Annotated in this window: 19 protein-coding genes; 7 read left to right on the plus strand and 12 right to left on the minus strand. The window is 55.4% G+C overall.

What is annotated here, in order from left to right; translation table 11 throughout:
* Window positions 1–10 precede the first annotated feature (10 nt).
* The 3 genes from FDK21_RS11500 to FDK21_RS11510 form a co-directional block, all read right to left on the minus strand.
* Window positions 11–799 carry an ABC transporter permease subunit gene (locus FDK21_RS11500; protein ID WP_245418365.1) on the minus strand — a complete coding sequence of 263 codons (789 nt, stop codon included), beginning with the start codon at window positions 797–799 and terminating at the stop codon, window positions 11–13.
* Between the two features lie 121 nt (window positions 800–920).
* Window positions 921–1,802: an ABC transporter permease subunit gene (locus tag FDK21_RS11505; RefSeq protein WP_114007853.1), complete on the minus strand. Its 882-nt coding sequence runs from the start codon at window positions 1,800–1,802 to the stop codon at window positions 921–923.
* A 123-nt stretch (window positions 1,803–1,925) separates the two neighbouring features.
* Complete coding sequence (locus FDK21_RS11510; protein ID WP_138148602.1) at window positions 1,926–3,233, minus strand: extracellular solute-binding protein; 1,308 nt, start codon at window positions 3,231–3,233, stop codon at window positions 1,926–1,928.
* 370 nt (window positions 3,234–3,603) lie between these two features.
* On the opposite strand from FDK21_RS11510, the gene FDK21_RS11515 reads away from it, so the two are divergent.
* The 3 genes from FDK21_RS11515 to FDK21_RS11525 all read left to right on the plus strand — a co-directional run bounded on the left by FDK21_RS11515 (window position 3,604) and on the right by FDK21_RS11525 (window position 6,037).
* The gene (locus FDK21_RS11515; RefSeq protein ID WP_210238754.1) at window positions 3,604–4,650 is read left to right on the plus strand and encodes a LacI family DNA-binding transcriptional regulator; all 1,047 of its coding nucleotides are present in this window, start codon (window positions 3,604–3,606) and stop codon (window positions 4,648–4,650) included.
* Window positions 4,651–4,787: 137 nt separating this feature from the next.
* Window positions 4,788–5,018: a hypothetical protein gene (locus tag FDK21_RS11520; RefSeq protein ID WP_138148603.1), complete on the plus strand. Its 231-nt coding sequence runs from the start codon at window positions 4,788–4,790 to the stop codon at window positions 5,016–5,018.
* Between the two features lie 32 nt (window positions 5,019–5,050).
* A complete protein-coding gene (locus FDK21_RS11525; RefSeq protein WP_138148604.1) occupies window positions 5,051–6,037 on the plus strand; it encodes a threonine/serine dehydratase in 987 nt (328 codons plus the stop codon).
* 60 nt (window positions 6,038–6,097) lie between these two features.
* On the opposite strand, the gene FDK21_RS11530 is transcribed toward FDK21_RS11525, so the two are convergent.
* From FDK21_RS11530 to FDK21_RS11540, 3 genes are all read right to left on the minus strand, one after another.
* Window positions 6,098–6,973: a glycerophosphodiester phosphodiesterase family protein gene (locus FDK21_RS11530; protein WP_171022043.1), complete on the minus strand. Its 876-nt coding sequence runs from the start codon at window positions 6,971–6,973 to the stop codon at window positions 6,098–6,100.
* Between the two features lie 264 nt (window positions 6,974–7,237).
* The gene (locus FDK21_RS11535) at window positions 7,238–9,220 is read right to left on the minus strand and encodes a methyl-accepting chemotaxis protein (protein WP_138148606.1); all 1,983 of its coding nucleotides are present in this window, start codon (window positions 9,218–9,220) and stop codon (window positions 7,238–7,240) included.
* Window positions 9,221–9,424: 204 nt separating this feature from the next.
* Complete coding sequence (locus FDK21_RS11540) at window positions 9,425–9,883, minus strand: Lrp/AsnC family transcriptional regulator (protein WP_138148607.1); 459 nt, start codon at window positions 9,881–9,883, stop codon at window positions 9,425–9,427.
* Between the two features lie 114 nt (window positions 9,884–9,997).
* Between FDK21_RS11540 and FDK21_RS11545 the strand changes: the two genes are divergently transcribed.
* Genes FDK21_RS11545 through FDK21_RS11555 form a run of 3 tightly spaced genes read left to right on the plus strand, consistent with a single transcriptional unit; the run spans window position 9,998 to window position 12,457 of the window.
* Entirely contained in the window at window positions 9,998–11,191 is a 1,194-nt protein-coding gene (locus FDK21_RS11545; RefSeq protein WP_138148608.1) for a methionine gamma-lyase, read from the plus strand.
* Between the two features lie 58 nt (window positions 11,192–11,249).
* Complete coding sequence (locus tag FDK21_RS11550) at window positions 11,250–11,984, plus strand: DUF2161 family putative PD-(D/E)XK-type phosphodiesterase (RefSeq protein ID WP_171022044.1); 735 nt, start codon at window positions 11,250–11,252, stop codon at window positions 11,982–11,984.
* 38 nt (window positions 11,985–12,022) lie between these two features.
* Window positions 12,023–12,457: a NifB/NifX family molybdenum-iron cluster-binding protein gene (locus FDK21_RS11555; RefSeq protein WP_138148609.1), complete on the plus strand. Its 435-nt coding sequence runs from the start codon at window positions 12,023–12,025 to the stop codon at window positions 12,455–12,457.
* A gap of 35 nt (window positions 12,458–12,492) precedes the next feature.
* Here the strand turns inward: FDK21_RS11555 and galK are convergent, their stop codons facing one another.
* The 6 genes from galK to FDK21_RS11585 form a co-directional block, all read right to left on the minus strand.
* Window positions 12,493–13,590, minus strand: a complete 1,098-nt coding sequence (gene galK / locus FDK21_RS11560; RefSeq protein WP_138148610.1) for a galactokinase — start codon at window positions 13,588–13,590, stop codon at window positions 12,493–12,495.
* Window positions 13,587–14,633: a UDP-glucose--hexose-1-phosphate uridylyltransferase gene (locus tag FDK21_RS11565; RefSeq protein WP_138148611.1), complete on the minus strand. Its 1,047-nt coding sequence runs from the start codon at window positions 14,631–14,633 to the stop codon at window positions 13,587–13,589. The genes galK and FDK21_RS11565 overlap by 4 nt, the downstream gene beginning before the upstream one ends.
* A gap of 182 nt (window positions 14,634–14,815) precedes the next feature.
* Complete coding sequence (locus tag FDK21_RS11570) at window positions 14,816–16,438, minus strand: ABC transporter ATP-binding protein (protein ID WP_138148612.1); 1,623 nt, start codon at window positions 16,436–16,438, stop codon at window positions 14,816–14,818.
* A 9-nt stretch (window positions 16,439–16,447) separates the two neighbouring features.
* Window positions 16,448–17,602 (minus strand): ABC transporter permease subunit, encoded by a 1,155-nt coding sequence (locus FDK21_RS11575; RefSeq protein ID WP_138148613.1) that lies wholly within the window; start codon window positions 17,600–17,602, stop codon window positions 16,448–16,450.
* Between the two features lie 7 nt (window positions 17,603–17,609).
* On the minus strand, window positions 17,610–18,533 hold the full coding sequence (gene oppB, locus FDK21_RS11580) for an oligopeptide ABC transporter permease OppB (RefSeq protein WP_138148614.1): 924 nt from the start codon (window positions 18,531–18,533) through the stop codon (window positions 17,610–17,612).
* Between the two features lie 387 nt (window positions 18,534–18,920).
* Entirely contained in the window at window positions 18,921–20,489 is a 1,569-nt protein-coding gene (locus FDK21_RS11585) for a peptide ABC transporter substrate-binding protein (RefSeq protein WP_114008571.1), read from the minus strand.
* A gap of 446 nt (window positions 20,490–20,935) precedes the next feature.
* Here FDK21_RS11585 and FDK21_RS11590 point away from each other — a divergent pair.
* Window positions 20,936–21,432, plus strand: a 497-nt coding sequence (locus FDK21_RS11590) for a transposase (protein WP_138148615.1), incomplete at its 3' end; no start/stop codon positions are given.

Consider the following 21,432-nt stretch of genomic DNA (forward strand, 5'->3'; position numbering starts at 1 on the left):
TTGGGTATCCTTATTTGTCGGATTCAGTGAGGCCCTTGACGAACCAGCTCTGGAAAAAGACCACGACGGCCACAGGCGGGATGACGGCCAGCAAAGCCAGCAGGTTGCCACGGCCATATTCGGGGATTTGCCCGTCATACATGGTCTGGGTGATCTGCTTGATGCCTCTGAGCAAGGTGAACATGCCTTCGTCGGTGGTGATCATGGTCGGCCAGAGATATTGGTTCCAGCCATAGACGAACATGATGATGAAGATGGCGGCGATCATGGTGCGCGACAGGGGCACCAGAATGTCGATAAAATATTTGATCGGCCCGGCCCCGTCGATGCGGGCGGCTTCGGACAATTCCTCTGGCACCGACAGGAAAAATTGGCGGAAGAAGAAGGTTGCCGTCGCCGAAGCCACCAAGGGCAGAATGAGGCCGGTATAGCTGTTGAGCAGCCCCAGCTTTTGGACGATCTCGTAGGAGGGCAGAATGCGCACCTCGAGCGGCAACAAAAGCGTGGTGAAGATCAGCCAGAAGGCAAAGGTGGCAAAGCGCAGGCGGAAATAGACGATGCCATAGGCGGCCATCATCGAAATGACGATTTTGCCAAGGGCAAAGCCAACCCCGAGGATCAGCGAATTTTTGAACATGTTGAGGCCGGTATTCTCGCCGGAGAACCCAGACGCGCCGAACAGAGCCTTGTCGAGATTGTTGCCGAACTCGTCGCCGATGGTCAGGCCGGGGCCGTTTTTCAGCACATCGACGTCAGACATGGTGGTCATTTGCAGCACCATCAGCAGCGGCACGATCATCAGCAAGGCACCGAAAATCAGGATGCCATGGTCGACAATGGCGCTGAGTTTGATGCGGTTTTTCCAAGCCTTTGGCGTGGTGACCGGATTGGTTTCAGTTTGGTCAGTCATGATGCGCCCCTCAGGTATAGTGAATGCGCCGCTCAACGAGGCGGAACTGGAAGATGGTCATGGCCAGAACCAGCACCATCAGGATCACCGACTGGGCCGAAGAGCCGCCCAGATCGTTGCCGCGGAAGCCGTCGACATAGACCTTGTAGACAAGGGTCATCGGGTTGGAAGCCGGTTCCCCACGCAGCACCGTGTCGATCGTGCCGAAGGTGTCGAACAGCGAATAGGTGAAATTGGTGATCAACAAAAAGAAGCCGGTCGGGGCCAGTAGCGGGAAGGTCACATCCCAGAAGCGGCGCTGGGCCGACGCATTGTCGATGCGGGCCGCTTCCATCACCGAGCGCGGGATGGATTGCAGGCCGGAGAGGAAGAAAATGAAATTGATCGGGATCTGCTTCCAGACCGAGGCCGTGATCATGACAATCGCGGTGTCGGTATAGTCGAGGCCAACGCGGAAATCATAGCCGAACTGAGCGAGAAATTCGGTAATCGGGCCCCAGCGCTGGGAGAACATGACAAGGAAAATGAAGCCCGCGACCGGTGGCGCGACCGCATAGACCCACATCAGAAGCGTGCGATAGGTGCGCGCGCCGCGAATGACCTTGTCGGCCTTGACCGCAAAGAGCAGGGCAATGGCCAGCGACAGGAAGGTCACCGACACGCTGAAGACAATCGTGAAACCGGCAATTCTGAGATATTCGGCATTGTTGAAGATGTCGCGATAATTGTCGAAGCCAACGAAGGTGGATCCAAAACCAAACGGGTCTTCCAGATAGAAAGACAGGCGCAGGGCCTGCCATGCCGGCCAGTAGAAAAAGATGACAATGATCGACAGCTGCGGCAGCAGGAAGAACAAGGGCAGCCATTTGTTGTTGAATGTGGCGCGTTTCACGTCTTGGCCTCTTGAAGCTGGCGCCCTTGGACCACTCCCAAGATAGGAGGCAAACCCAAAGCGCAAAAGAGAAGAGACGACCGCGCGGGAAGCGCGATCGTCCTTTGGAGAGCTCAGAAATGCTTATTTCTGGGTCTTGGAGAAGCGATCAAGAAGGCCGTTGCCTTCTTTCTCGATGGCAGCCAGAGCGTTGTCGATGTCGGTTTCACCATTCAGGAAGCGGGTGAATTCACGGTTTTCGACGTCGCGGATCTGAACATAGAAGCCCATGCGGTAACCGCGGGTATTTTCGCCGGACTGCAGGGAGAGCTGCTTGATGCCAACTTCGGCAGCTGGGAAGCGGTCATAGTGACCGTCTTTTTTGGCCAGTTCGTAAGCCGCCGTGGTGATCGGCACATAGCCGGTCTGCTGGTGCCAGAAATACTGGATTTCAGGGGAGGTCAGGAACTGGAAGAAAGCAGCGGTTGCCTGATTTTCTTCAGCTGGCTTGCCGGACATGGCAAACAGGGACGCGCCACCGATGAAGGTCTGATAGCCTTCTTTGGTGATGGCTTCCCAGTAAGGCAGGTTGGTCGCAGACCATTTGAATGGCAGGTTCTTTTTCAACAGGCCACCGAAGGACCCCGAAGAGCCAATCCAGAGGGCAACATTGCCATCTTCGAATTGAGACTGATTGTCACCCCAAGAGGTGCCATAGAAACCGAAATAACCCTGATCCAGCCATTTCTTGACAGCGGTCCAGTGCATTTTCTGCTCTTTGGAATTGATCAGGATCTTGGTGTCTTTGGCGCCAGCGTAACCATTGTTGTTGGTGGCGAATGGCAGATTGTGGCGAGAGAAGAAGTTCTCGACAAATTCCCAAGGCAAGTGAGACTGAGCGAAAGGAACGTAACCAGCATCTTTCAGGGCTGGAGCGGTTACTTTTTCAAACTCTTCGTAGGTTTTTGGGGCTTCAACGCCAGCTTTTTTCAACGCATCTTCGTTGTAATACATGATTGGCGAAGAGGAGTTGAACGGCATGCCGATCATCTTGCCATCATTGTCCGCATAGAAGTAACGCACACCGGAAATGTAGTTTTCGATGTTGAAGTCTACACCATTGTCAACCAGCAGATCCTGCACGGGAACGGTTGCGCCTTTGGCGCCGATGATGGTTGCGGAGCCAGCATCAAAAACCTGCATGATGTTTGGCTGTTCACCAGCGCGGAAGGCGGCGATGCCAGCGGTCAGGGTGTCTTCATAGCCGCCCTTGAAGACCGGGGTGATTTTATAGTCGCTCTGAGAGGCATTGAATTTCTCAGCAATCGCATTGACGGTTTCGCCGAGTTGGCCGCCCATTGCATGCCACCAGGTGATTTCGGTTTGCGCCTGAGCGACGCCAGACATCAGGCTCAGCGCGACGCTGGCTGCTGCGATTTTCAAGAGTTTCATTGTTTGCTCCAAACAAATGTGCCTTACGGCTTGCATAATATGTAACCGACACGCACTCTCATGCCGGATTTCAAAACCAATTCGGGTCACGACCCGATCTGTCGTCAGGCAGCCGTAAATCCTTGACCGGACAGGAAGCATTCCCTCCATGCTCCAGTCCGGCTCTGGTCGCGTCCTCATCGCGATTCTGAACTGACAATCCAGCCCAGCACCCCTGCCCGGCATCCTAGCCAAGGCACTTGATGAGGGATGAGACCAAATGAGATATTGCGTCCATCCTGCACACGTGTTCATATAGAGACCGAGTGTTACAGCGATGTGACGCATTGGTGGCAATTGTTTAAAATGATCAAATGCCCGGAGTGACCGGATGGACATGGCCAACAAGGATGACGACAACCAGACAGGGGTGAGGCGTGGGCAACAGGGCCGCGGACGCCGGGTGACGGCGTCTGATGTGGCAAACGCTGCGCGGGTCTCCCGGTCCGCGGTGTCACGCGCCTTCACGCCCGGAGCCTATCTCGATAAAGACAAACGAGCGCTGATCCTGAAAACGGCTCACCAGCTTGGCTATCGCCCCAACGCACTGGCCGCCAGCCTGCATGGCAGCAGCACCAATCTGGTGGGAGTGGTCGCCGGTTCGCTCGACAATCTGTATGATTCCGAATTTCTCGCCCAGTTGATTGCTGGTCTCAATCAGGCCAATAAATGGCCTTTGGTGCTGGCTGGCGGAGACAGCTGCATCGAAGAGGCCATCCTGTCGATCCTTGATTATCCCCTTGATGCGCTGATCATACGAGGCGGCAGCATTCCCTCTTCGCTGATCGAGACCTGCGCCAAATTGAACATTCCCCTGCTCTTTTCCGGTCATGTGGTCGATGCCCCTTTCACCGATTGCGTCTGTTGTCGCAATGGGGCGGGCGCGGCTTTGGCGGTGGATCATCTAGTTGAGCGTGGCCGCACGGCCTTTGGCTTTCTGGGCGGGCCATCCTCGCGCTCTTCGACTCTGGAACGCCTCGAAGGCACAGAGGAAAGGCTCAAGCATCATGGTCTTGAGCTTCAGATCAGGCACTTTTGCGACTATAGCTATGAGAATGGCCGAAAGGCAGCCAAGGAGATGCTGGCGCAGGCCAAGCTTGATGCGCTGCTATGCGCCAATGATGCGATGGCGCTGGGGGCCTTGTCAGCGATCAGAGCGACACTCGGTCTAAAGGTGCCAGACGATCTGTCGATTATCGGCTTTGACGACGTGGCGCTTGCGGCATGGCCGGATTTCAATCTGACCACTCTGCGCAATCCGATTGACCAGACCGTAGCAGAAATCCTACGCCTGTTGGAGCTACGCCTCGACAGCCCCGACAAGCCCAATGAGGTCGTGCTGGTCGATCCGGTTCTGATGCGGCGCGGCACCGATTAATCACAGGCCGCTCTCAACCCGCAATCCTCACACAAAGAGACCGCCTCCGTCTTCATCGCCATTGATGTCGAGAGACGTCTGGCCTATGTCTCTTTTGATACTCTTTCCTATCCCTGTTCCGACGGAGTGCCTTTGTCATGTTCGATACCAGCCATCCCATGTTTCGTCCGCTCTGGTTCCGTCTGGGCCTTTGCGCTTTCCTTATTTTCTGGACCGGGCTGGAATGGCACTTCGGCAATCAGACATGGATGATTTTGACCGGTGTGATCGCACTGGTCTGTATCTATAAACTTCTGATAGAGTATCAGCCACCCGCCCCCAAGGCAGACGATGATGCGTCCAGCCTGCCAGACGATTCCCAAGACTGATCGATCAGAACCAAGCCACAGGATCCATGCCGATGACCCCGAAACTTGCCGTTTCCATTGATGACATCCATCAGGCCGCCAAGCGGTTGCTCGGACATGCCGTCCGCACACCGTTGCTTGAGTTCGAAGCCCTCAATGCACGGGTCGGCAAGCGGGTGCTTGTCAAGTTCGAAGGGGTACAACGCACTGGCTCGTTCAAGTTCCGTGGCGCCTATAATCGCCTCTCCGCCCTTGATTTGACTGATCGGGCAAAGGGGGTGATCGCCTGGTCTTCGGGCAACCATGCCCAAGGGGTGGCAGCGGCTGCCAAACTGCTTGGCATGCCCGCCACCATCGTCATGCCTGCCGATGCTCCGGCAATCAAGATGAACAACACCAAGGGCTTTGGCGCCAAGGTCGTGACCTATGACCGTTACACCGAATCCCGCGAAAAGATCGCCCTTGCTCTGGCAAAGGAAACCGGCGCTGTGGTGGTGCCAAGCTACAATGATCCTTTCATCATTGCCGGTCAGGGCACAGTCGGGCTGGAAATGGTGGAGCAGGCGCGCGCGGCAAATGCCAAAATCGGCGCGGTGTTGGCCTGTTGTGGTGGCGGTGGTCTGTCATCCGGCATCGCCACGGCGATCAAGGCCTATCATCCGGATGCTTGCGTCTATTCGGTTGAACCGGCCGGCTTTGACAGCATGGCCCGATCCCTTTCGAGCGATCAACCACAAGGCAATGCTGATAACGCCCGCTCCATCTGCGACGCTTTGCAATCGCCCTATCCGGGCGAAATGACCCTCGCGATCAACAAACAATTGCTGGCTGGCGGACTGGCCGTTAGCGATGAGGAAGTCAAGGAAGCGATGCGCTTTGCCTTCACCGACATGAAGCTGGTCACCGAGCCGGGCGGCGCAGCGGCGCTGACGGCTGCCTATTTTGGCAAGGTGCCCGATTTTGACGGCGATCTGGTGTTGGTGATTTCCGGTGCCAATGTCGATCCAGAGCTGTTTTGCCAGATCCTGTCTGGCGCATGATGCACGACACAGATATGGCACAAGCCTCCCTTTGAAAGGTGGCTTTCATTGAACTGAGCCTCACACCGGCAGGTGTGGCTTGTCTGCTTTTGCCTGATAGGTGAATGCGGGCATGTGGCTTTGCCGCCATGCGGCCAGCACCTGCGGGGCGTCGGTCTGAATGACGCCGATGCCCGCTTCGGTCAGACTGCCCCAAATGGCATCGGGAGCCTTCTGGGCTGCCTTGTCGGAAAACCCACAGCATGCGACCCTGTCGAGGGTGTTGACCCAAAGGGTGAGACCAGCCTGTTCAAACTCGGCACGATGGGCGACGAGCGTATAAAGACTGTCAAACCGTGCCTCGACAAGGGTTGCTTCGACGGCCCGCAACTGCTCGATCATGGCGCTGCAATTTTCGGCGTCAAAGCGGGTCTTGGGCATGACCATCAGGCCGTGCTCTTCCTCCAGCGCCAGCAAATACTGTGCGTCGACTTCCGTTTGCACGGTCACCTTGATCGAGGCCTCGCCCTGCATGTCCATCTGGGCGACCAGCTTGGCAACAAAGGCCAAATCCTCTTCATGCTTGACATCGAGATTGAGGAAGATGCGCCGCTTGGCCAACTTCAGTGCCTCGGCCAAAGTTGGAATGACATGGTGGCTGAAGCCTGACCCGCTGCCGCCGCATCCCTGCCGCAGGGGCATCGCCTGCAACTGGGCAATCGACATCTGATGACACGGAAACTCCGATCCGGTCATACGGGTCAGCATTTCGTCATGCATCAGGAAAAAGACGCCATCATCGCTTCTTTGAATATCGATCTCTGCCACCTCGAAACCAGCAGAGACCGCCGCATCGATGGAGGCAAGGCTGTTTTCAGGCGCATTGACCCAATGGCCACGATGCGCAACGATTGCCGGTTTCAACATCAGTGCATTAAAGAAATTGCGATCCCGCATTTCGGGTCCCCCATGCGCTGGTTCCCACAAACCAGTCGCAGATTGATTCTGCAGCATCGGGCTGAGCAAGAGCCAGACAATGCCTTGAGCATTTTTCTGGCTGGACTATGACAGATACCCACGGGCAATTCATGCCCGTCATTGCATATTTCGGGTAGATTTTCGAAATGCGACCCGCATTTTCAATTTTCCGGGGAACCCTTGTGAAAAACCACAAGGGTAGTGACTTTCCTGTATCTTGCGTCTACGTATTTATCCTGATTTTTACTTCGCGTAACGCAGGCCCGCCTGTTGGCCATCGTTCCAAACCACTTGAGCCGTACGCACTTCTGTGCCGATCTTGACGCGCACGGTGGAGGCTTTCAGGTCTTTTGGAAGACCTGACACACCAAGTCCGATCTTGGACATATCGGTGACGTCGACTTCAAACTGTTCCTTGTCGGTGATGATGAAGGCACGATCCTGCACTTTCGCACGGACAAAGCTGCGTTTGTCGGCATCTTTGAGTTCATTGCCGAGCGCGTCCGACAGCTCGTCAAGGATACTCAGAACCTCGTGACTGGCATCGTCCATTTCCCGAAGCGCGGTGAATGCTTCGCTTAGATTGCCCTTTTCATAAAGAGCAAGCGCTTTCTTGGCCGATGAATGGACACGATCATGGGGGGCAAGAAGAGACTTGAAGATCGCGTTGGAACTAATGCTTGAATTGCCGATTCCTTCATACCATTTGCCCAGACGGCAGTCGTGATGATCCGGTACGTCACCGGACTGCCACTCATTGCGCCCCATGACAGCATCCAGCACGTGTTTCTTGAACAACACATGGTCGATTTTCGCCATCTCGCACAGGGACCGGTTCGAACTGCCCTCAAACCAATCGGTCGCACTGCGGGAGAATTGATCGTTGCTTTCCTGCATGGCCTTGACCATTCCCTGCAGCGTGCGCTCATTCTCGCTGGTCAGATCAGCAACGCCGGTGACACTGCCAGCAATTTCATGGCTGGCCTTGGTCTGTTGCTGCAAAATGGTAGACACTTCATGCATCGAGCCGGACACTTCCGTGACCTGACCGCGCAGCTGTTCCATCATCTGGTTGGCCCCCAGAATTCTGTCCTGACCTTTTTCGATGGCATCAAGCGACCCGCTGATCGAGGACTGAATGGAAGTCATGCCCTGATTGAGCGAGTGAATGCGAGTCGAAATATCTTCCGCCGCCTTGTTGGAAAGGGACGCCAGTTCCTTGACTTCGGCCGCCACAACGGCAAAGCCCTTGCCTGCTTCGCCTGCGCGAGCCGCTTCGATGGTCGCATTGAGGGCCAACAGATTGGTCTGGTTGGAAATGCTTTCAATGACCGACAGAAATTCTCCGATCTGGTGGGAGGCCTCCATCAGCCCGGTCAAACTGTTCTCGGTCTGCTTGGAGGTCTGAGCAATGTCATTCATGGCATCAAGCACGGTGCCCATGGCTTCCATACCTTCGGTGACCGACTTGGTGGCATGGTTGGCATTCTGCGACGTGCTGTCACTATTGTCCGAAATTTGCTCAGTCGAAGCCACAAGCTCGGAGACCGCTGCCGAGATGGCTTGGCCGCTTTCTGACGCCGTATGCGTATTGCGCGCCAATACTGCCATATCCATCGAGATCGAGTTGATGTCCTGCAAGGTCTTGGCAAGATTTTTCAGGTTCCTGAGGCTGGTTTCTTCTTTGAGTTTCTCTTCTGCCACCCGCTGGACCGTGCCGTTGAAGGCACCAATCGAGGTTACTATATCGATGAAAAAGCGACCAATCAGCGCCTGCAACTGTTTGCTGGCCCGACCCGGATGGAGCTTGTTCTTCGAGATAACCAGCGGGATCACCTGTTGCAGGATGCTGCCATAGGAGGAAACATACCACTGGACGCTGAGATCGGTTCGGACATGCGCTTCACCGACACGGATACAATGGCCCTCAAATTCCAAATCCGTTTCATTGTTCAGGATGAACTCCCAGTGCTTGGTCTGGGCCTTTTTCAGATTCTCAACCTTGCTCCCACCATCGCCCAATTTGGCGGACAGTTCAGGATAGTCGGTCAGGTCCTTGTAGAAACGGTCAAGAATACCGGGAAGCTCGGGCGCAATGGTACGCCAGGCTTCCGAAGCAACCTGTGTTTGCGTGTTCGGGCCGGACAAAAAGTCCACATAGATGTCACGGACGCCGTCTTGTGCGGCTTTTTTCGGAGGAAGGGGCTGAGCTGCAGCTGATTTCATAGCAAATCACCTTGATCTGTGGTTGCAACAATCAGACCTTAGTCAAGTTAATATTTACTTTTGATCGCAATCGACAAATTGGTAAAAAACTTCAGAAAACGGCGAATTCACGTCATTTCAGTGACAAAGCTCCTCTCTGAGGCTCAACATTGGATCCAATTTTGATCAATCTCACCATAAGTTCTTTTACTTGCAACAATTCAGTTAATCCGCAGGCGGATAAACTGTCTGGGCCTTGACGGTTGAGTAAACAAAACTCGTGTCGATTGACGCCACGCCACCAATCGGGTGGATTTTGGAGCGGATGAAGCGCTCATAATGGTCGAGCCCGGGCACCAGAACCCGCAATTGATAATCCATCTGCCCAGTCAGGACATGGCATTCGAGCACTTCATCGATGGCCTGAATATGGCGCTCGAAATTGCGCACCGCATCTTCATTGTGTCGCTCAAGGCGGATGCGGACAAAGACCATCACGGGCAACCCGTAAGCAACCGGATCAACATTGGCACTGTAGCCCTTGATCACGCCTTTTTCCTCCAGAATGCGCACACGGCGCAGGCAGGGGGAGGGAGAGAGATTGACCTGTTCAGCCAGCTCCAGATTGGTCATGCGCCCATTCGTTTGCAAGGCACGAATGATCTGTCGATCCTTATTGTCCATTTTAGGCCTCCATATTGGCAGATAATGCCAAAATTTACCGCTTCATTAGCAATATTGGCACCATCTGCCAAAGGGAATAGGGCAAAATGGTGAAAAGCGAAAAGGACAAAAATAATGACCAATCATCAACAGGGATTTTCCACCCGCGCGATCCACCATGCCTATGATCCGCAGGAGCATGAGGGTGCCTTGACACCCCCGTTGCATCTGACATCGACCTTTGCCTTTGAATCAGCGGAAGCCGGTGGCGAGATGTTTGCCGGTGAACGTGAGGGCTATATCTACAGCCGGATTTCCAATCCGACCTCCGCCCTGCTTGAGCAACGCATCGCAACTCTGGAAGAGGCCGAAGCCGGGCTGGCGCTGGCCTCCGGTATGGGAGCCATCACGGCAACCCTCTGGACCCTGCTGTCACCGGGAGACGAGGTGATTGTCGACGAGACGCTTTATGGCTGTACTTTTGCCTATCTGCATCACGGACTGGCCAAATTTGGCATCACCATCACCCATCTCGATTTGACCGACCCGGCCAATCTGCAGGCGGCAATCAGCGACAAGACCAAGCTTGTCTATTTTGAAAGCCCGGCCAATCCGAACATGCGTCTGGTTGATATCGAGGCGATTGCCTCAATCGCGCATGCTGCCGGGGCAAAGGTGGTGGTCGACAATACCTATGCCACCCCTTACCTGACCCGCCCGATTTCGCTGGGCGCCGATCTGGTGGTGCATTCAGCGACCAAGTATCTTGGCGGTCATGGGGATGTGATTGCCGGTTTTGTGGTTGGCTCCACCGAGCAGATTACCGAGATCCGGCTCTATGGCATGAAAGATATGACCGGCGCGGTGATGGCGCCCTTCAATGCGATGCTGATCCTGCGTGGCCTCAAGACTCTTGCGCTGCGGATGGATCGCCATTGCGCCTCGGCGCTGACGGTGGCCAATTGGCTGGAACAGCAACCCGGTGTCGACCGGGTCTATTATCCGGGGCTTGATAGCTTTGGGCAGAAGGAACTGGCAGCCAAACAGATGCATAAGCCCGGCGGCATGATAGCGTTCGAACTTGAAGGCGGGCTTGAAGCAGGGCGGACGCTGATGAACCGGCTCAAAATGATCCAGCGGGCCGTGTCTCTGGGGGATGCGGAAACCCTCATCCAGCACCCCGCCTCGATGACCCATTCCACTTATACCGCAGAAGAGCGGGCCGAACATCTGATCAGCGACGGCCTGATCCGCATGTCGGTCGGGCTTGAAGAGGTGGCGGACATTTTGTCGGATCTCAAGCAGGCGATGGACACTGGCTCCGTATGACGAAATCGGGCATTCTCTGGCATGATTCGATCTCCGACTGAGTGCTAGAGAGTTGCCCATGGCCAAAAAAACAGCGATCAAGGAAACCGCACTTTACGAACCGGTGAAGCAGTTTCTGGTTGCTCAGGGCTATGAGGTGAAGGGCGAAGTGGGCGCAGTCGATATCGTCGGCTGCCGAGCGGAAGACGATCCGGTTGTGGTCGAGCTGAAAACCGGCTTTTCCCTCACCCTGTTTCATCAGGCAATCCAACGCCAGAGCATGACCGATGCTGTTTATATCGCCGTGCCGCAAGGCTCCGGCAAAGCCTATCATCGGGCGTTCAAGTCGAACAAGAGCCTGTGCCGTCGCCTCGGGCTGGGGTTGATCACCGTGCGACTGGGCGACATTCCGGCATCAGCTCTGGTTACCGTGCATGTGGACCCGGCCCCCTACAAGCCCCGCCAGATGAAGCCGCGCAAAACGAGGCTTTTGCGCGAATTTGCCCGCCGGGTCGGCGATCCCAATGAAGGGGGGCAGACCCGCAAGGGTCTGATCACCTCTTATCGGCAGGACGCGCTCAAATGTCTCAAATTTCTCTCGCAGGCGGGTGCGACCAAGGCATCGGACGTTGCCAAGGCGACCGGGGTGGAGAAGGCCCGCCCCATCATGGCAGATGACCATTATGGCTGGTTCGAGCGGGCGGATCGCGGCATCTATCAAATGACACCGAAGGGCGAAGCCGCCCTTGAGCAATTTCGCGACGAGCTGGCGGGACTTGATGTCACGCTTGCGGACGGGGCAGCAAAGGCGTAAATCCTGAAGTGAGACCGTCCCCCTGTTCGGAGCCATCCATGAAGATCGCCCTCACATCGCAGAATTTCAAAACTGTCACCAATCATGCGGGCCGCGCCCGACGCTTCCTCGTCTATCAAGTCGAAAGTGGTCAGCCGCCCGTGGAGATCGAGCGCATTGATCTGCCAAAGGACATGTGCATTCATGAATTGGGCGGGCAAATGGTGGCCCATCCGCTCGATGCTGTGGATGTGTTGATCTCTGCATCCTTCGGTCCCGGCTTTGCCCGCAATATGGCACGGCGCAATGTCATTGCCAGTCTGACGGAAGAGACGGATCCGATCCGGGCAATCGAGCAGTTTGTGGCAGATGGGCAGCGTCTACCCGGTGGTGAAGGATGCGGCCATGATCACAATCATGATCATGGTCATGGTCACGGGCACGGGCACGGGCACGATCATGAGGATGGGCAGGATACGTGCCACTGTCACTGAGATCCCATAAGTCGGCCACATAACGCGAACGCGGATCAGGTTACATCCAGTATCCGCGTCTCAGGATGATCTCGGGTCATGGCCTCACACCAAGCGTCCACCTGATCGTCGGCAACCAAAGCAACAATTGCCCCGCCAAACCCGCCGCCGGTCTGGCGGGCCCCCTTGGCGCCAGCTGCGAGCGCTGCTTCAACCAGAGCGTCGGTTTCCGCCACCGTGATGGCATAGTCATTGCGCTGGGAGGCGTGACTTTCAACCATCAGGCGGCCAAAGGTGGCGGCGTCGTGGGCTTTCAAGGCTGCAACCCCATCAAGCACCCGTTGGTTTTCGGTGACGATGTGGCGGGCGCGGCGGGTTTCCACCCCGCCCAACGCTTCGATCCGATCCAGATCCTCCATCCCGACATCACGCAACTGGTTGATGCCGAGCATGGCGCAGGCGCTGGCGCATTCCTTTACCCGTTGCTCATAGGAGCCGTCGGTTAGCTTGTGGGTGACGCCGGAATGAAGCGTGATGATCTTGTGGTCAGGGAAAAGCGGAGCGAGTTCATATTCCATAGACCGGGCATCGAGAAACAGCGCCATCGCTTCTGCGCCAACGGATGAGGCAAACTGATCCATGATGCCGCAGGGCATGCCAACAAACTCATTCTCCACCTTGCGAGCCGTATGGGCGATGGCGACCGGATCGACGGACACCCCCAAATAGGCGGCAATGGCGCGTAGGCTGACCACTTCCAATGCGGCGGAGCTGGAAATGCCCGCCCCCATCGGCAGACTGCTGCCAATGGCAAGCCGATAGCTTGCATTCAGGTCCGGCTTATGCTCGGAGAGCTGGAAACTGCCAAGGATGAAGTCGCTCCAATGGTTGGACTTGCTGCCTTTGAGCGCGATGTCACAGATTTCATCGAAAGATTGGCTATAAAGCGTGGCAAAGCCGGGTTTGTCTCCTGGACCGATGGCAATGCAGACTTCCAGTGTCAACGGCATGGGCAGGACATAGCCGCCATTATAGTCAGTATGCTCGCCCAGCAGATTGACCCGGCCGGGGGCAGTGGTGACATGGGCGGGTTTGGTGCCAAACTGCGCCTCATAGGCATCGGAAACACTTTGTATCAGGCTGTCATGGCTCATTTCGCCGCTTCCTTGTAATGAATATCCGACAGGCTGCGGAGCCGTTCGGCTGCACTTTCGGCGGTCATGTCCCGTTGGCTTTCGGCCAGCATCTCGAACCCGACCATGAATTTGCGCACCGTGGCGGAGCGCATCAGGGGCGGGTAGAAATGGGCGTGCAACTGCCAATGGTCAAAGCTGCCCTTCATGGTTGGCGCGCCGTGCCAGCCCATCGAATAGGGAAACTCGGTCTGGAACAGATTGTCATAGCGGCAGGTCAGGCGTTTGAGGATATCGGCACAACCATTGCGCTCGCCATCCGTCAGATCGGTGAGGCGCAACACATGGCGTTTGGGCATGACAAGGGTTTCAAACGGCCATGTGGCCCAATAGGGCACAACAGCGATCCAGTCATCATTCTCGACGATGGTTCGCTCACCGCGCGCGCTTTCAGAAATGGCATAATCGACCAGAAGGATCGTGCCATGTTTGTCATGATAGGCCTTTTGATGGTCGTCTTCACGAGCAATTTCGTTGGGTAGATAGTTGGTTGCCCAGATCTGGCCATGGGGATGGGGCTGGGAGCAGCCCATCATCTCACCCTTATTCTCGAACAGAGCCACCCAACCATAGGTCTGGCCCAACTCCGCGAGTTGATCGGCCCAAAGATCCACCACCTTGCGAATGCTGGCCCGCGAGAGCTCGGGCAGGGTCAGGTCGTGGCGTTCGGAAAAGCATATGACGCGCGCCGTGCCCCGCACGGTCTCACTGATAAACAGGCGCTCGTCCCCTGCCCGGTCCAGCGGCGTGTCGGTCAACAGGGCCGGGAAATCATTGTCAAAGACATAGGGCCCGCGATAGAGCGGGTTGACCGCACCAGACGTTCGAGCATTGCCGGGGCAGAGATAGCAGCCCGGATCATGAGCCGGCTTGTTGCTGACAATCGGTTTTTCCTCTCGGCCCATCCATGGCCGTTTGTTGCGATGCGGGGAGACCAGCACCCATTCGCCTTTCAAAGGATTGAAACGTCGGTGCGGGTCGTCCTCAAGATTGATTGCACGCATTGTTTACTCCCTTTGTTGGGCCTGTTGCCGCATGTTCGCTCACGTCATTTTTACCGGAAAGAGTATGACTTTTCAATAGATGAAATAGAGTTTCATTATTTGAAACATATAGTTATAGAAACGAAAAGGGCCGCCTTTGGCGACCCTCACTCTCTGGTTTGTGCTGGTCCAATCCAATCGGATCAGGCCGAAATCGGCTCCAAATCGAAGGCCGCGGCCATCAACTGTTTTGTGTAGAGCTCACGCGGTGCATCAAAGACCTGATCGGTGAGGCCTTCCTCGACGATTTCGCCCTGCTTCATCACCATGACATAGTCGGACATGGCCCGCACGACCGTCAGATCGTGTGAGATGAAAAGGTAGGACAAATCATGGGCCTTTTGCAGATCACGCAGCAATTCGACAATCTGCTTCTGGACCGAGCGATCCAGCGCCGAGGTTGGCTCATCGAGCACCACGATGCGGGGTTTGAGCACCATGGCGCGGGCAATGGCAATGCGCTGACGCTGACCGCCTGAAAATTCATGCGGATAGCGGTTGCGCATGGCCGGATCAAGCTGCACCTCTTTCAGAGCCTCGATGGCCCGTTGGTCCCGCTCCTTGGCGGAAATGCCCGGCTGATGGACCAGAAGACCTTCGGTGATGATCTGGCCGACCATCATGCGCGGCGACAGGGAGCCAAAGGGGTCCTGAAAGACCAGCTGCAACTGACGACGATGCCGCCGCATGTCTTCATCAGAGATTGTGTTCATGTTCTTGCCATCGAGCATTACGTCACCGGTGGCATTGTTGAGCCGCAGCAATGCCCGACCAAGGGTCGATTTGCCCGACCCGGACTCCCCCACAATGCCGATGGTCTGGCCTTTGCGCAGACGGATGTCTACGTCATTCACCGCCTTGAGGGCGTGAGTATGCTGACCAAACAGCCCCTCGGTGATGTTGAAGGTGACGTTGACATTCTTGCCTTCCAGCAAGGTCGGCGCATCGATGGGAGGGGCAACCTTGATGCCTTCGGGCTCGGCGGAGAGCAGCATCTTGGTATAGTCATGCTGCGGATTGTTGAAGATGGCCTGGGTTTCCCCCTCTTCCACCACGTCACCGGTTTTCATCACATAGACCCGGTCGGCAAAGCGCTTGACGATGTTCAGGTCGTGGGTGATGAACAGAATAGCCATGCCCAGCTTCTTTTGCAGCTCGGCAAGCAATTGCAGGATCTGGGCCTGAATAGTCACGTCGAGCGCCGTGGTTGGCTCATCGGCAATCAAAAGGTCCGGATTGTTGGCAAGCGCCATGGCGATCATCACACGCTGACGCTGGCCGCCGGACATTTCGTGGGGGTAGGATTTCAACCGTTTTTGTGGCTCGGGGATCCCCACCAGCTCGAGCAGTTCCAGTGCCCGGTCCATGGCGCGCTTCTTGTCCATCTTCTGATGCACCCGAAGCGGCTCACAGATTTGCCGCCCGATCGTGTAGAGCGGGTCAAGCGAGGTCATGGGCTCCTGAAAGATCATGGTCATCTTCGAGCCGCGATAGCTGTTGAGCTTGCGTCGTGGTAAGCCGAGAATTTCATCACCGGCATATCTGACCGAACCGGTCGCCTGACCATTGTCGGCCAACAGGCCCATGGCCGACATCATGACCTGGCTCTTGCCTGAGCCGGACTCACCCACCACCGCGACGGTTTCGCCCTTTTGCACGGTCATATTGATGCCGCGCACAGCGTGGATGTCCTTGTCAGAATTGGTCTCGAAATGGACATTGAGATTTTCGATTTCGAGTAAAGGTGCCTTGTTTTCCATTGTCATCACTTGCTCCTATCGATCCTTCGGATCCAACGCGTCACGCAGACCGTCACCGATGAAATTGAGCGCGAACAGGGTCGTGGTGAGGAAAATAGACGGGAAGATCAGCATCCAGCCAGCCCCCTGAAGATTGCGTGCGCCTTCAGAGATCAGCACACCCCAAGAGGTCATCGGCTCCTGAACCCCAAGGCCAAGGAAGGACAGGAAACTTTCCAGCAGAATAACCTTTGGCACCAAGAGGGTGACGAAAATCACCACAGGCCCCAGCGTGTTGGGAATGACATGGCGACGCAGTATGCCGCGCGCCCCGACGCCCATCGCTTCGGCGGCGAGTACATATTCCTGCCTCTTGATCGACAGGGTCTGACCGCGGACGATCCTCGCCATATCGAGCCACTCGACAGCCCCCACGGCTATGAACATCAGGACAAAGTTTCGCCCGAAAAACACCACCAGAAGGATGACGAAGAAGATGAATGGCAGGGAATAGAGCACATCAACAACGCGCATCATAATCAAATCGGCCCGGCCACCCAGATAGCCCGACAACGAGCCATAGGTGACGCCGATCAACAGGGCAACGCCGGACGCCAAAAGGCCGATCAACAAGGACACGCGACCGGCAATCAGGGTGCGGGTCATCAGGTCGCGCCCGTTGGCATCGGTGCCAAAGTAGAAATGCATCTTGTCGATCTCAGCGATCAAGGTGGCGCTTTTCTTGTCCTCGGAGAAGGCCTCGAACCGCGCATTGGTGAACAGATCAGACCGGTCGACATATCGCACGGTATTCTCGCGGATGGCACGCCGGGAAGACTCCACCTTGGCGATCACTTGCGTGTCGGTGATCTGCACATCACTTGCGGTCAGGCGGGCGCGTTTGAGCACCTTCTCAAGCACAGGCGAGATCGCATCCTGACGCGGATAGGCCTGCATGGAAGCTGGCACTTTGACATAATCCCGATAGACCGCATCGAATGAATGTGGCGACAACATTGGGCCGAAGAAGCAGGCCACGGTAATGACAAAAAGAGCGATGAAAGACGCCATGGCGGCGCGGTTGGCGCGCAAGCGGGCCCAGGCATCGTCCCACAGGGAGCGACCAACCTGCGCCTCGATGACGCGTTCGGTGGCCTGTCCGGCTGGAGTTTTCAGTTTTTCTGGGGTCATGTGTTTCTCAATCGTACCGCACGCGTGGATCGAGCCAGGCATAGAGCAGGTCAACGATCAGGTTGAAAATCATGATGAAGACGGCAATCACAATCACGGTGCCCATGACGAGGGTATAGTCGCGATTGAGCGCGGCCTGCACGAAGTAGCGACCAACGCCGGGAATGCCATAGATGGTTTCAATCACCACCGAACCGGTCAGCAGGGCGGCAGCCGCCGGGCCTGCATAGGAGACCACGGGCAACAGGGCACCACGCAGGGCATGAACCACGACCACCATCCATTGCGGCAGGCCGTTGGCACGCGCAGTTCGGATATGGTGTGAGCGGAGCGCTTCGATCATCGAGCCGCGGGTCAGGCGGGCGACAATGGCCACCTGCGGCAAACCAAGCGTCAGAATCGGCAGAATCTTGTTTTCCCATGCACCATTGTTCCAGCCCCCGACCGGCAACCAGCCAAGCATGACACCGAAAATCAGCGTCAGAACCGGGGCGACCACGAAGTTGGGAATGGTGATGCCCATGGTGGCCATGGTCATGACCGCATAGTCGGGACCCTTATTCTGTTTCAGGGCCGCCAGAATACCCAGCGATCCACCGACAAGCAGCGCCAGCAGAAGCGCAAAGCCACCGATTTCGATGGAAATCGGCAGTCCCTGACGGAACAGGTCGCCAACGGTGAAGTCACGGAAGAAGAAGCTTGGGCCCAGATCTCCTCTGAGCACGTTGCCCATATAGATCAAATATTGTTCCCAGATGCTTTTGTCGAGCTGATAGATCTTGTTCAGATTCTCCATCACCTTGGCTTCGAGCGGACGTTCGAGATCGAACGGACCACCGGGAGCCACACGGATGAGGAAGAACGAGATGGTGACAATGAGAAACAATGTCGGGATAGCGGTCAGCAAACGCTTGAGCACATATCTCAGCATAGTGCGTCCTTCTCGGGCGTATCTCTTTTATTGCTGGTTTTCAGGGTCCAGTCGGATACGCGTTTTACCTGGAATTCAGGATATCCGTCTCGCAATTGGCGAGACAATATCGCAAACGGTCTTCGTCCGCTTGCAGTCGAGTTGATCAGGGTGTCGTCAACGAAGGACCAAACCCATGCTCGCTCTTACCGTTTGACTGCGCGGACTTCGACCGGACCATAGCCGGAAAATCCCCGAGCCGTTTTGACTCAGGTTAAATGCGCAGGATCTTGGTTTGTTTCATTGGTAGCGAGCATCGTGTGATCCGGATGCTAACCTGTTGCAATCAAAGGATCTTTCCGATGAAAGGGCCGCCACAGGGGCAGCCCTCTCCTTTGGATCAGGTCCTTAACCTTCCACAGACATCCAACGGGATGGGTGGATGTTGAGGAGGTTGTCCTTGAAGCCTTTGAGCTTCGGAGACACCAGATTCATGGAGCCGTAATACATCAGCGGAATGAACGGCAGATCGCGCATGAAGAGCTTTTCAGCTTCGAGCAGATAGCCTGCACGCTCATCCAGATCGACCGTAGCAGCAGCCTTGTCCATCAGGGCATCATATTCAGGGTTCTTGTAGTTGGCATAGTTGAAGCCATCATTGTCGGATTCGACCATGAACAGGAAGTTCTGCGGATCGGAATAGTCGCCAATCCAGCCAGCACGCGCGACATCATAGTCGCCTTTGTCGCGCAAATGGGCATAGTGGGTTTTGGTGTCCGTGTTGAGCAAAGTCACCTTCACACCAATCGGCTTCCACATGTCAGCAATCGCCACAGCGGTGTTCTTGTGGTTCTCGGAGGTATTGTAGCGGATTTCGATTTCCAGCGGATTGTCTTCGCTGTAGCCAGCTTCCTCAAGCAACGCACGGGCCGCATCTTCACGATCCAGCTGGTCCATGTCCTTATAGTCGGCAAAGGCAGGCTCGCCATAGTTGCCGATGCCCGGTGGCACGAAGGAATAACCGGCAACCATCGTATCGCCCCAGATTTCCTCAGCGAGAAATTCGCGGTCGATGGACATGGAGAGCGCCCGGCGAACCTTGGGATCCTTCAGTTTTTCCTTGTCAGCCCTCACGGCATAATAATAGGTGCCGAGATATGGCGCGACGCGGAACTGATCCCCCAGTTCTTTTTTCATGAAGTCGATCTGCTCGACCGGCGCGTCATTGTTGGAATGCAGCTCACCGGCCTGGAAGCGACGCAACGCAGCACCGCGGTCTTCGGTCGGGTAGAACATCACCGAGTCGATTTTGACATTGTCGGCATCGTGGAAATATTTGTTCTTTACTGTCTTCACGTGGCTGTTCGGAACGAACTCGGCCAAGGTGAAAGGCCCATTGGAGACGAAATTCTCCGGCTGAACGAAGTCACTACCATATTTCTCGACGGTTGCCTTGTGCACTGGCAGGCCGGTCTGGTGACCGAGCAGCTCGATGAAATAAGGGGTCGCAGCTTCCAGTGAGATTTCAAGGGTCTTGTCATCAAGCGCCTTGACACCCAGCTCGGCTGGCTTCAACTCGCCCTTGTTGACTTTTTCCGCATTCTTGATCGGATAGAGAATGTTGGCATATTTTGCGCCGGTTTCCGGAGTCTGGATACGCTGCAGCGAGAAGACGAAATCATGGGCGGTCACCGGATCACCGTTGGACCATTTGCCATTGTCACGCAGTTTGAAGGTGTAAACCAGACCGTCGTCAGAAACCGTCCAGCTTTCCGCTGCGCCAGGGATGGTTTTGCCATCCGCGCTATAGGAAACAAGACCTTCATAGAGATCACGCAGGATATGCGCTTCATAGACGGTCGATGTCTTATGCTGATCGAGGGTTTCGGGGTCCGCAGCGTTGCCACGGTGGTAGACCATTTCTGCGCTTGCAGAAGTCGCCACGAGCGGCAGCGCACAGGCGCCGGCCAGCAGCATCGCTGCAATGGTTTTCTTTAGCATCAAATTGACTCCCTGTTGTTCCCTAAAGACTTGGTGCTTTAGCGTCGGAGAAGTTAAATCGAATAATCCGAAACTGGCAAGCCTTTCACATCATTTTACCTGTAACAGCTCGTCAAACGAATGATTGTTGTGATTGTTCTGTGGTTATCGAAAGAAAGTAATTGCGGCTATTTTGGGCACCAATGTCTGGTGGTCAAATGCAACCAAAACGATTTTCAAGATCCGTCCCCATCGCTTTTATTCGTAATTTCACCCATTTCTGGTTCCGAGCATCTAGGGCGGGTTTCTATCTATAAGTACAATATCTTAGCTTTAGTCTCTAATTGGGACAACTTATTAAATAAAACGTGAACTCAGAGGTAAAATATCGTGCATTTTGCGTCATATCGGTAATCCTACTGAGTCAGAATGCCTCATTCCTCATGATTGTCTTTTTGATTCATAATTTTCCTATCTGTTTTTTGGGAGATAGGATCATGGGTTGTGCGGGCGACAGGATCAGGATTTCAGATTGTGAGCTTGATGCAGCATTTGAAAAGTATATGAGTGCACTTTCACCAGCATTGGGAGGGTACCGTGCTCGTGAAGCGGGACTTCGAGATTACTGCACAGGGCTGCTGCTGGATGTTTCTCGCAAAAGCATCGAGCCGATTGCAGCCCAGATAGCACCTGACCGGGTAAGCGCTAAGCATCAGTCCCTGTTGCACTTTGTCGGTCAGTCCGAATGGTGTGGCGAGCGCCTGATAGGGGCCGTTTGTGCTCAAGTGCTACCCAGAATGGAAAGTCGAGAGAAGATTAGTGCCTGGATCATTGATGATACAGGGTTTGTCAAAAAGGGGGAACATTCGGTTGGTGTTGGCCGACAATATTGTGGGCAGGTTGGCAAGAAAGAGAATTGTCAGATAGCGGTTTCACTTTC

Origin of the sequence: Cohaesibacter sp. CAU 1516 (genome assembly GCF_005771485.1) — a bacterium.
Classification (GTDB): Bacteria; Pseudomonadota; Alphaproteobacteria; order Rhizobiales; family Cohaesibacteraceae; genus Cohaesibacter; species Cohaesibacter intestini.

Excerpts from the sequence above, each read along its gene's own strand:
- FDK21_RS11550 (WP_171022044.1), top strand. The coding sequence starts at position 11,250 with ATGGCCAAAAAAACAGCGATCAAGGAAACCGCACTTTACGAACCGGTG.
- FDK21_RS11500 (WP_245418365.1), bottom strand. The coding sequence starts at position 799 with ATGATCGTGCCGCTGCTGATGGTGCTGCAAATGACCACCATGTCTGAC.
- FDK21_RS11520 (WP_138148603.1), top strand. The coding sequence starts at position 4,788 with ATGTTCGATACCAGCCATCCCATGTTTCGTCCGCTCTGGTTCCGTCTG.
- galK (WP_138148610.1), bottom strand. The coding sequence starts at position 13,590 with ATGAGCCATGACAGCCTGATACAAAGTGTTTCCGATGCCTATGAGGCG.
- FDK21_RS11555 (WP_138148609.1), top strand. The coding sequence starts at position 12,023 with ATGAAGATCGCCCTCACATCGCAGAATTTCAAAACTGTCACCAATCAT.
- FDK21_RS11510 (WP_138148602.1), bottom strand. The coding sequence starts at position 3,233 with ATGAAACTCTTGAAAATCGCAGCAGCCAGCGTCGCGCTGAGCCTGATG.
- FDK21_RS11570 (WP_138148612.1), bottom strand. The coding sequence starts at position 16,438 with ATGACAATGGAAAACAAGGCACCTTTACTCGAAATCGAAAATCTCAAT.
- FDK21_RS11535 (WP_138148606.1), bottom strand. The coding sequence starts at position 9,220 with ATGAAATCAGCTGCAGCTCAGCCCCTTCCTCCGAAAAAAGCCGCACAA.
- FDK21_RS11585 (WP_114008571.1), bottom strand. The coding sequence starts at position 20,489 with ATGCTGCTGGCCGGCGCCTGTGCGCTGCCGCTCGTGGCGACTTCTGCA.
- FDK21_RS11540 (WP_138148607.1), bottom strand. The coding sequence starts at position 9,883 with ATGGACAATAAGGATCGACAGATCATTCGTGCCTTGCAAACGAATGGG.
- FDK21_RS11515 (WP_210238754.1), top strand. The coding sequence starts at position 3,604 with ATGGACATGGCCAACAAGGATGACGACAACCAGACAGGGGTGAGGCGT.
- oppB (WP_138148614.1), bottom strand. The coding sequence starts at position 18,533 with ATGCTGAGATATGTGCTCAAGCGTTTGCTGACCGCTATCCCGACATTG.
- FDK21_RS11530 (WP_171022043.1), bottom strand. The coding sequence starts at position 6,973 with ATGCGGGATCGCAATTTCTTTAATGCACTGATGTTGAAACCGGCAATC.
- FDK21_RS11525 (WP_138148604.1), top strand. The coding sequence starts at position 5,051 with ATGACCCCGAAACTTGCCGTTTCCATTGATGACATCCATCAGGCCGCC.
- FDK21_RS11575 (WP_138148613.1), bottom strand. The coding sequence starts at position 17,602 with ATGACCCCAGAAAAACTGAAAACTCCAGCCGGACAGGCCACCGAACGC.
- FDK21_RS11545 (WP_138148608.1), top strand. The coding sequence starts at position 9,998 with ATGACCAATCATCAACAGGGATTTTCCACCCGCGCGATCCACCATGCC.
- FDK21_RS11565 (WP_138148611.1), bottom strand. The coding sequence starts at position 14,633 with ATGCGTGCAATCAATCTTGAGGACGACCCGCACCGACGTTTCAATCCT.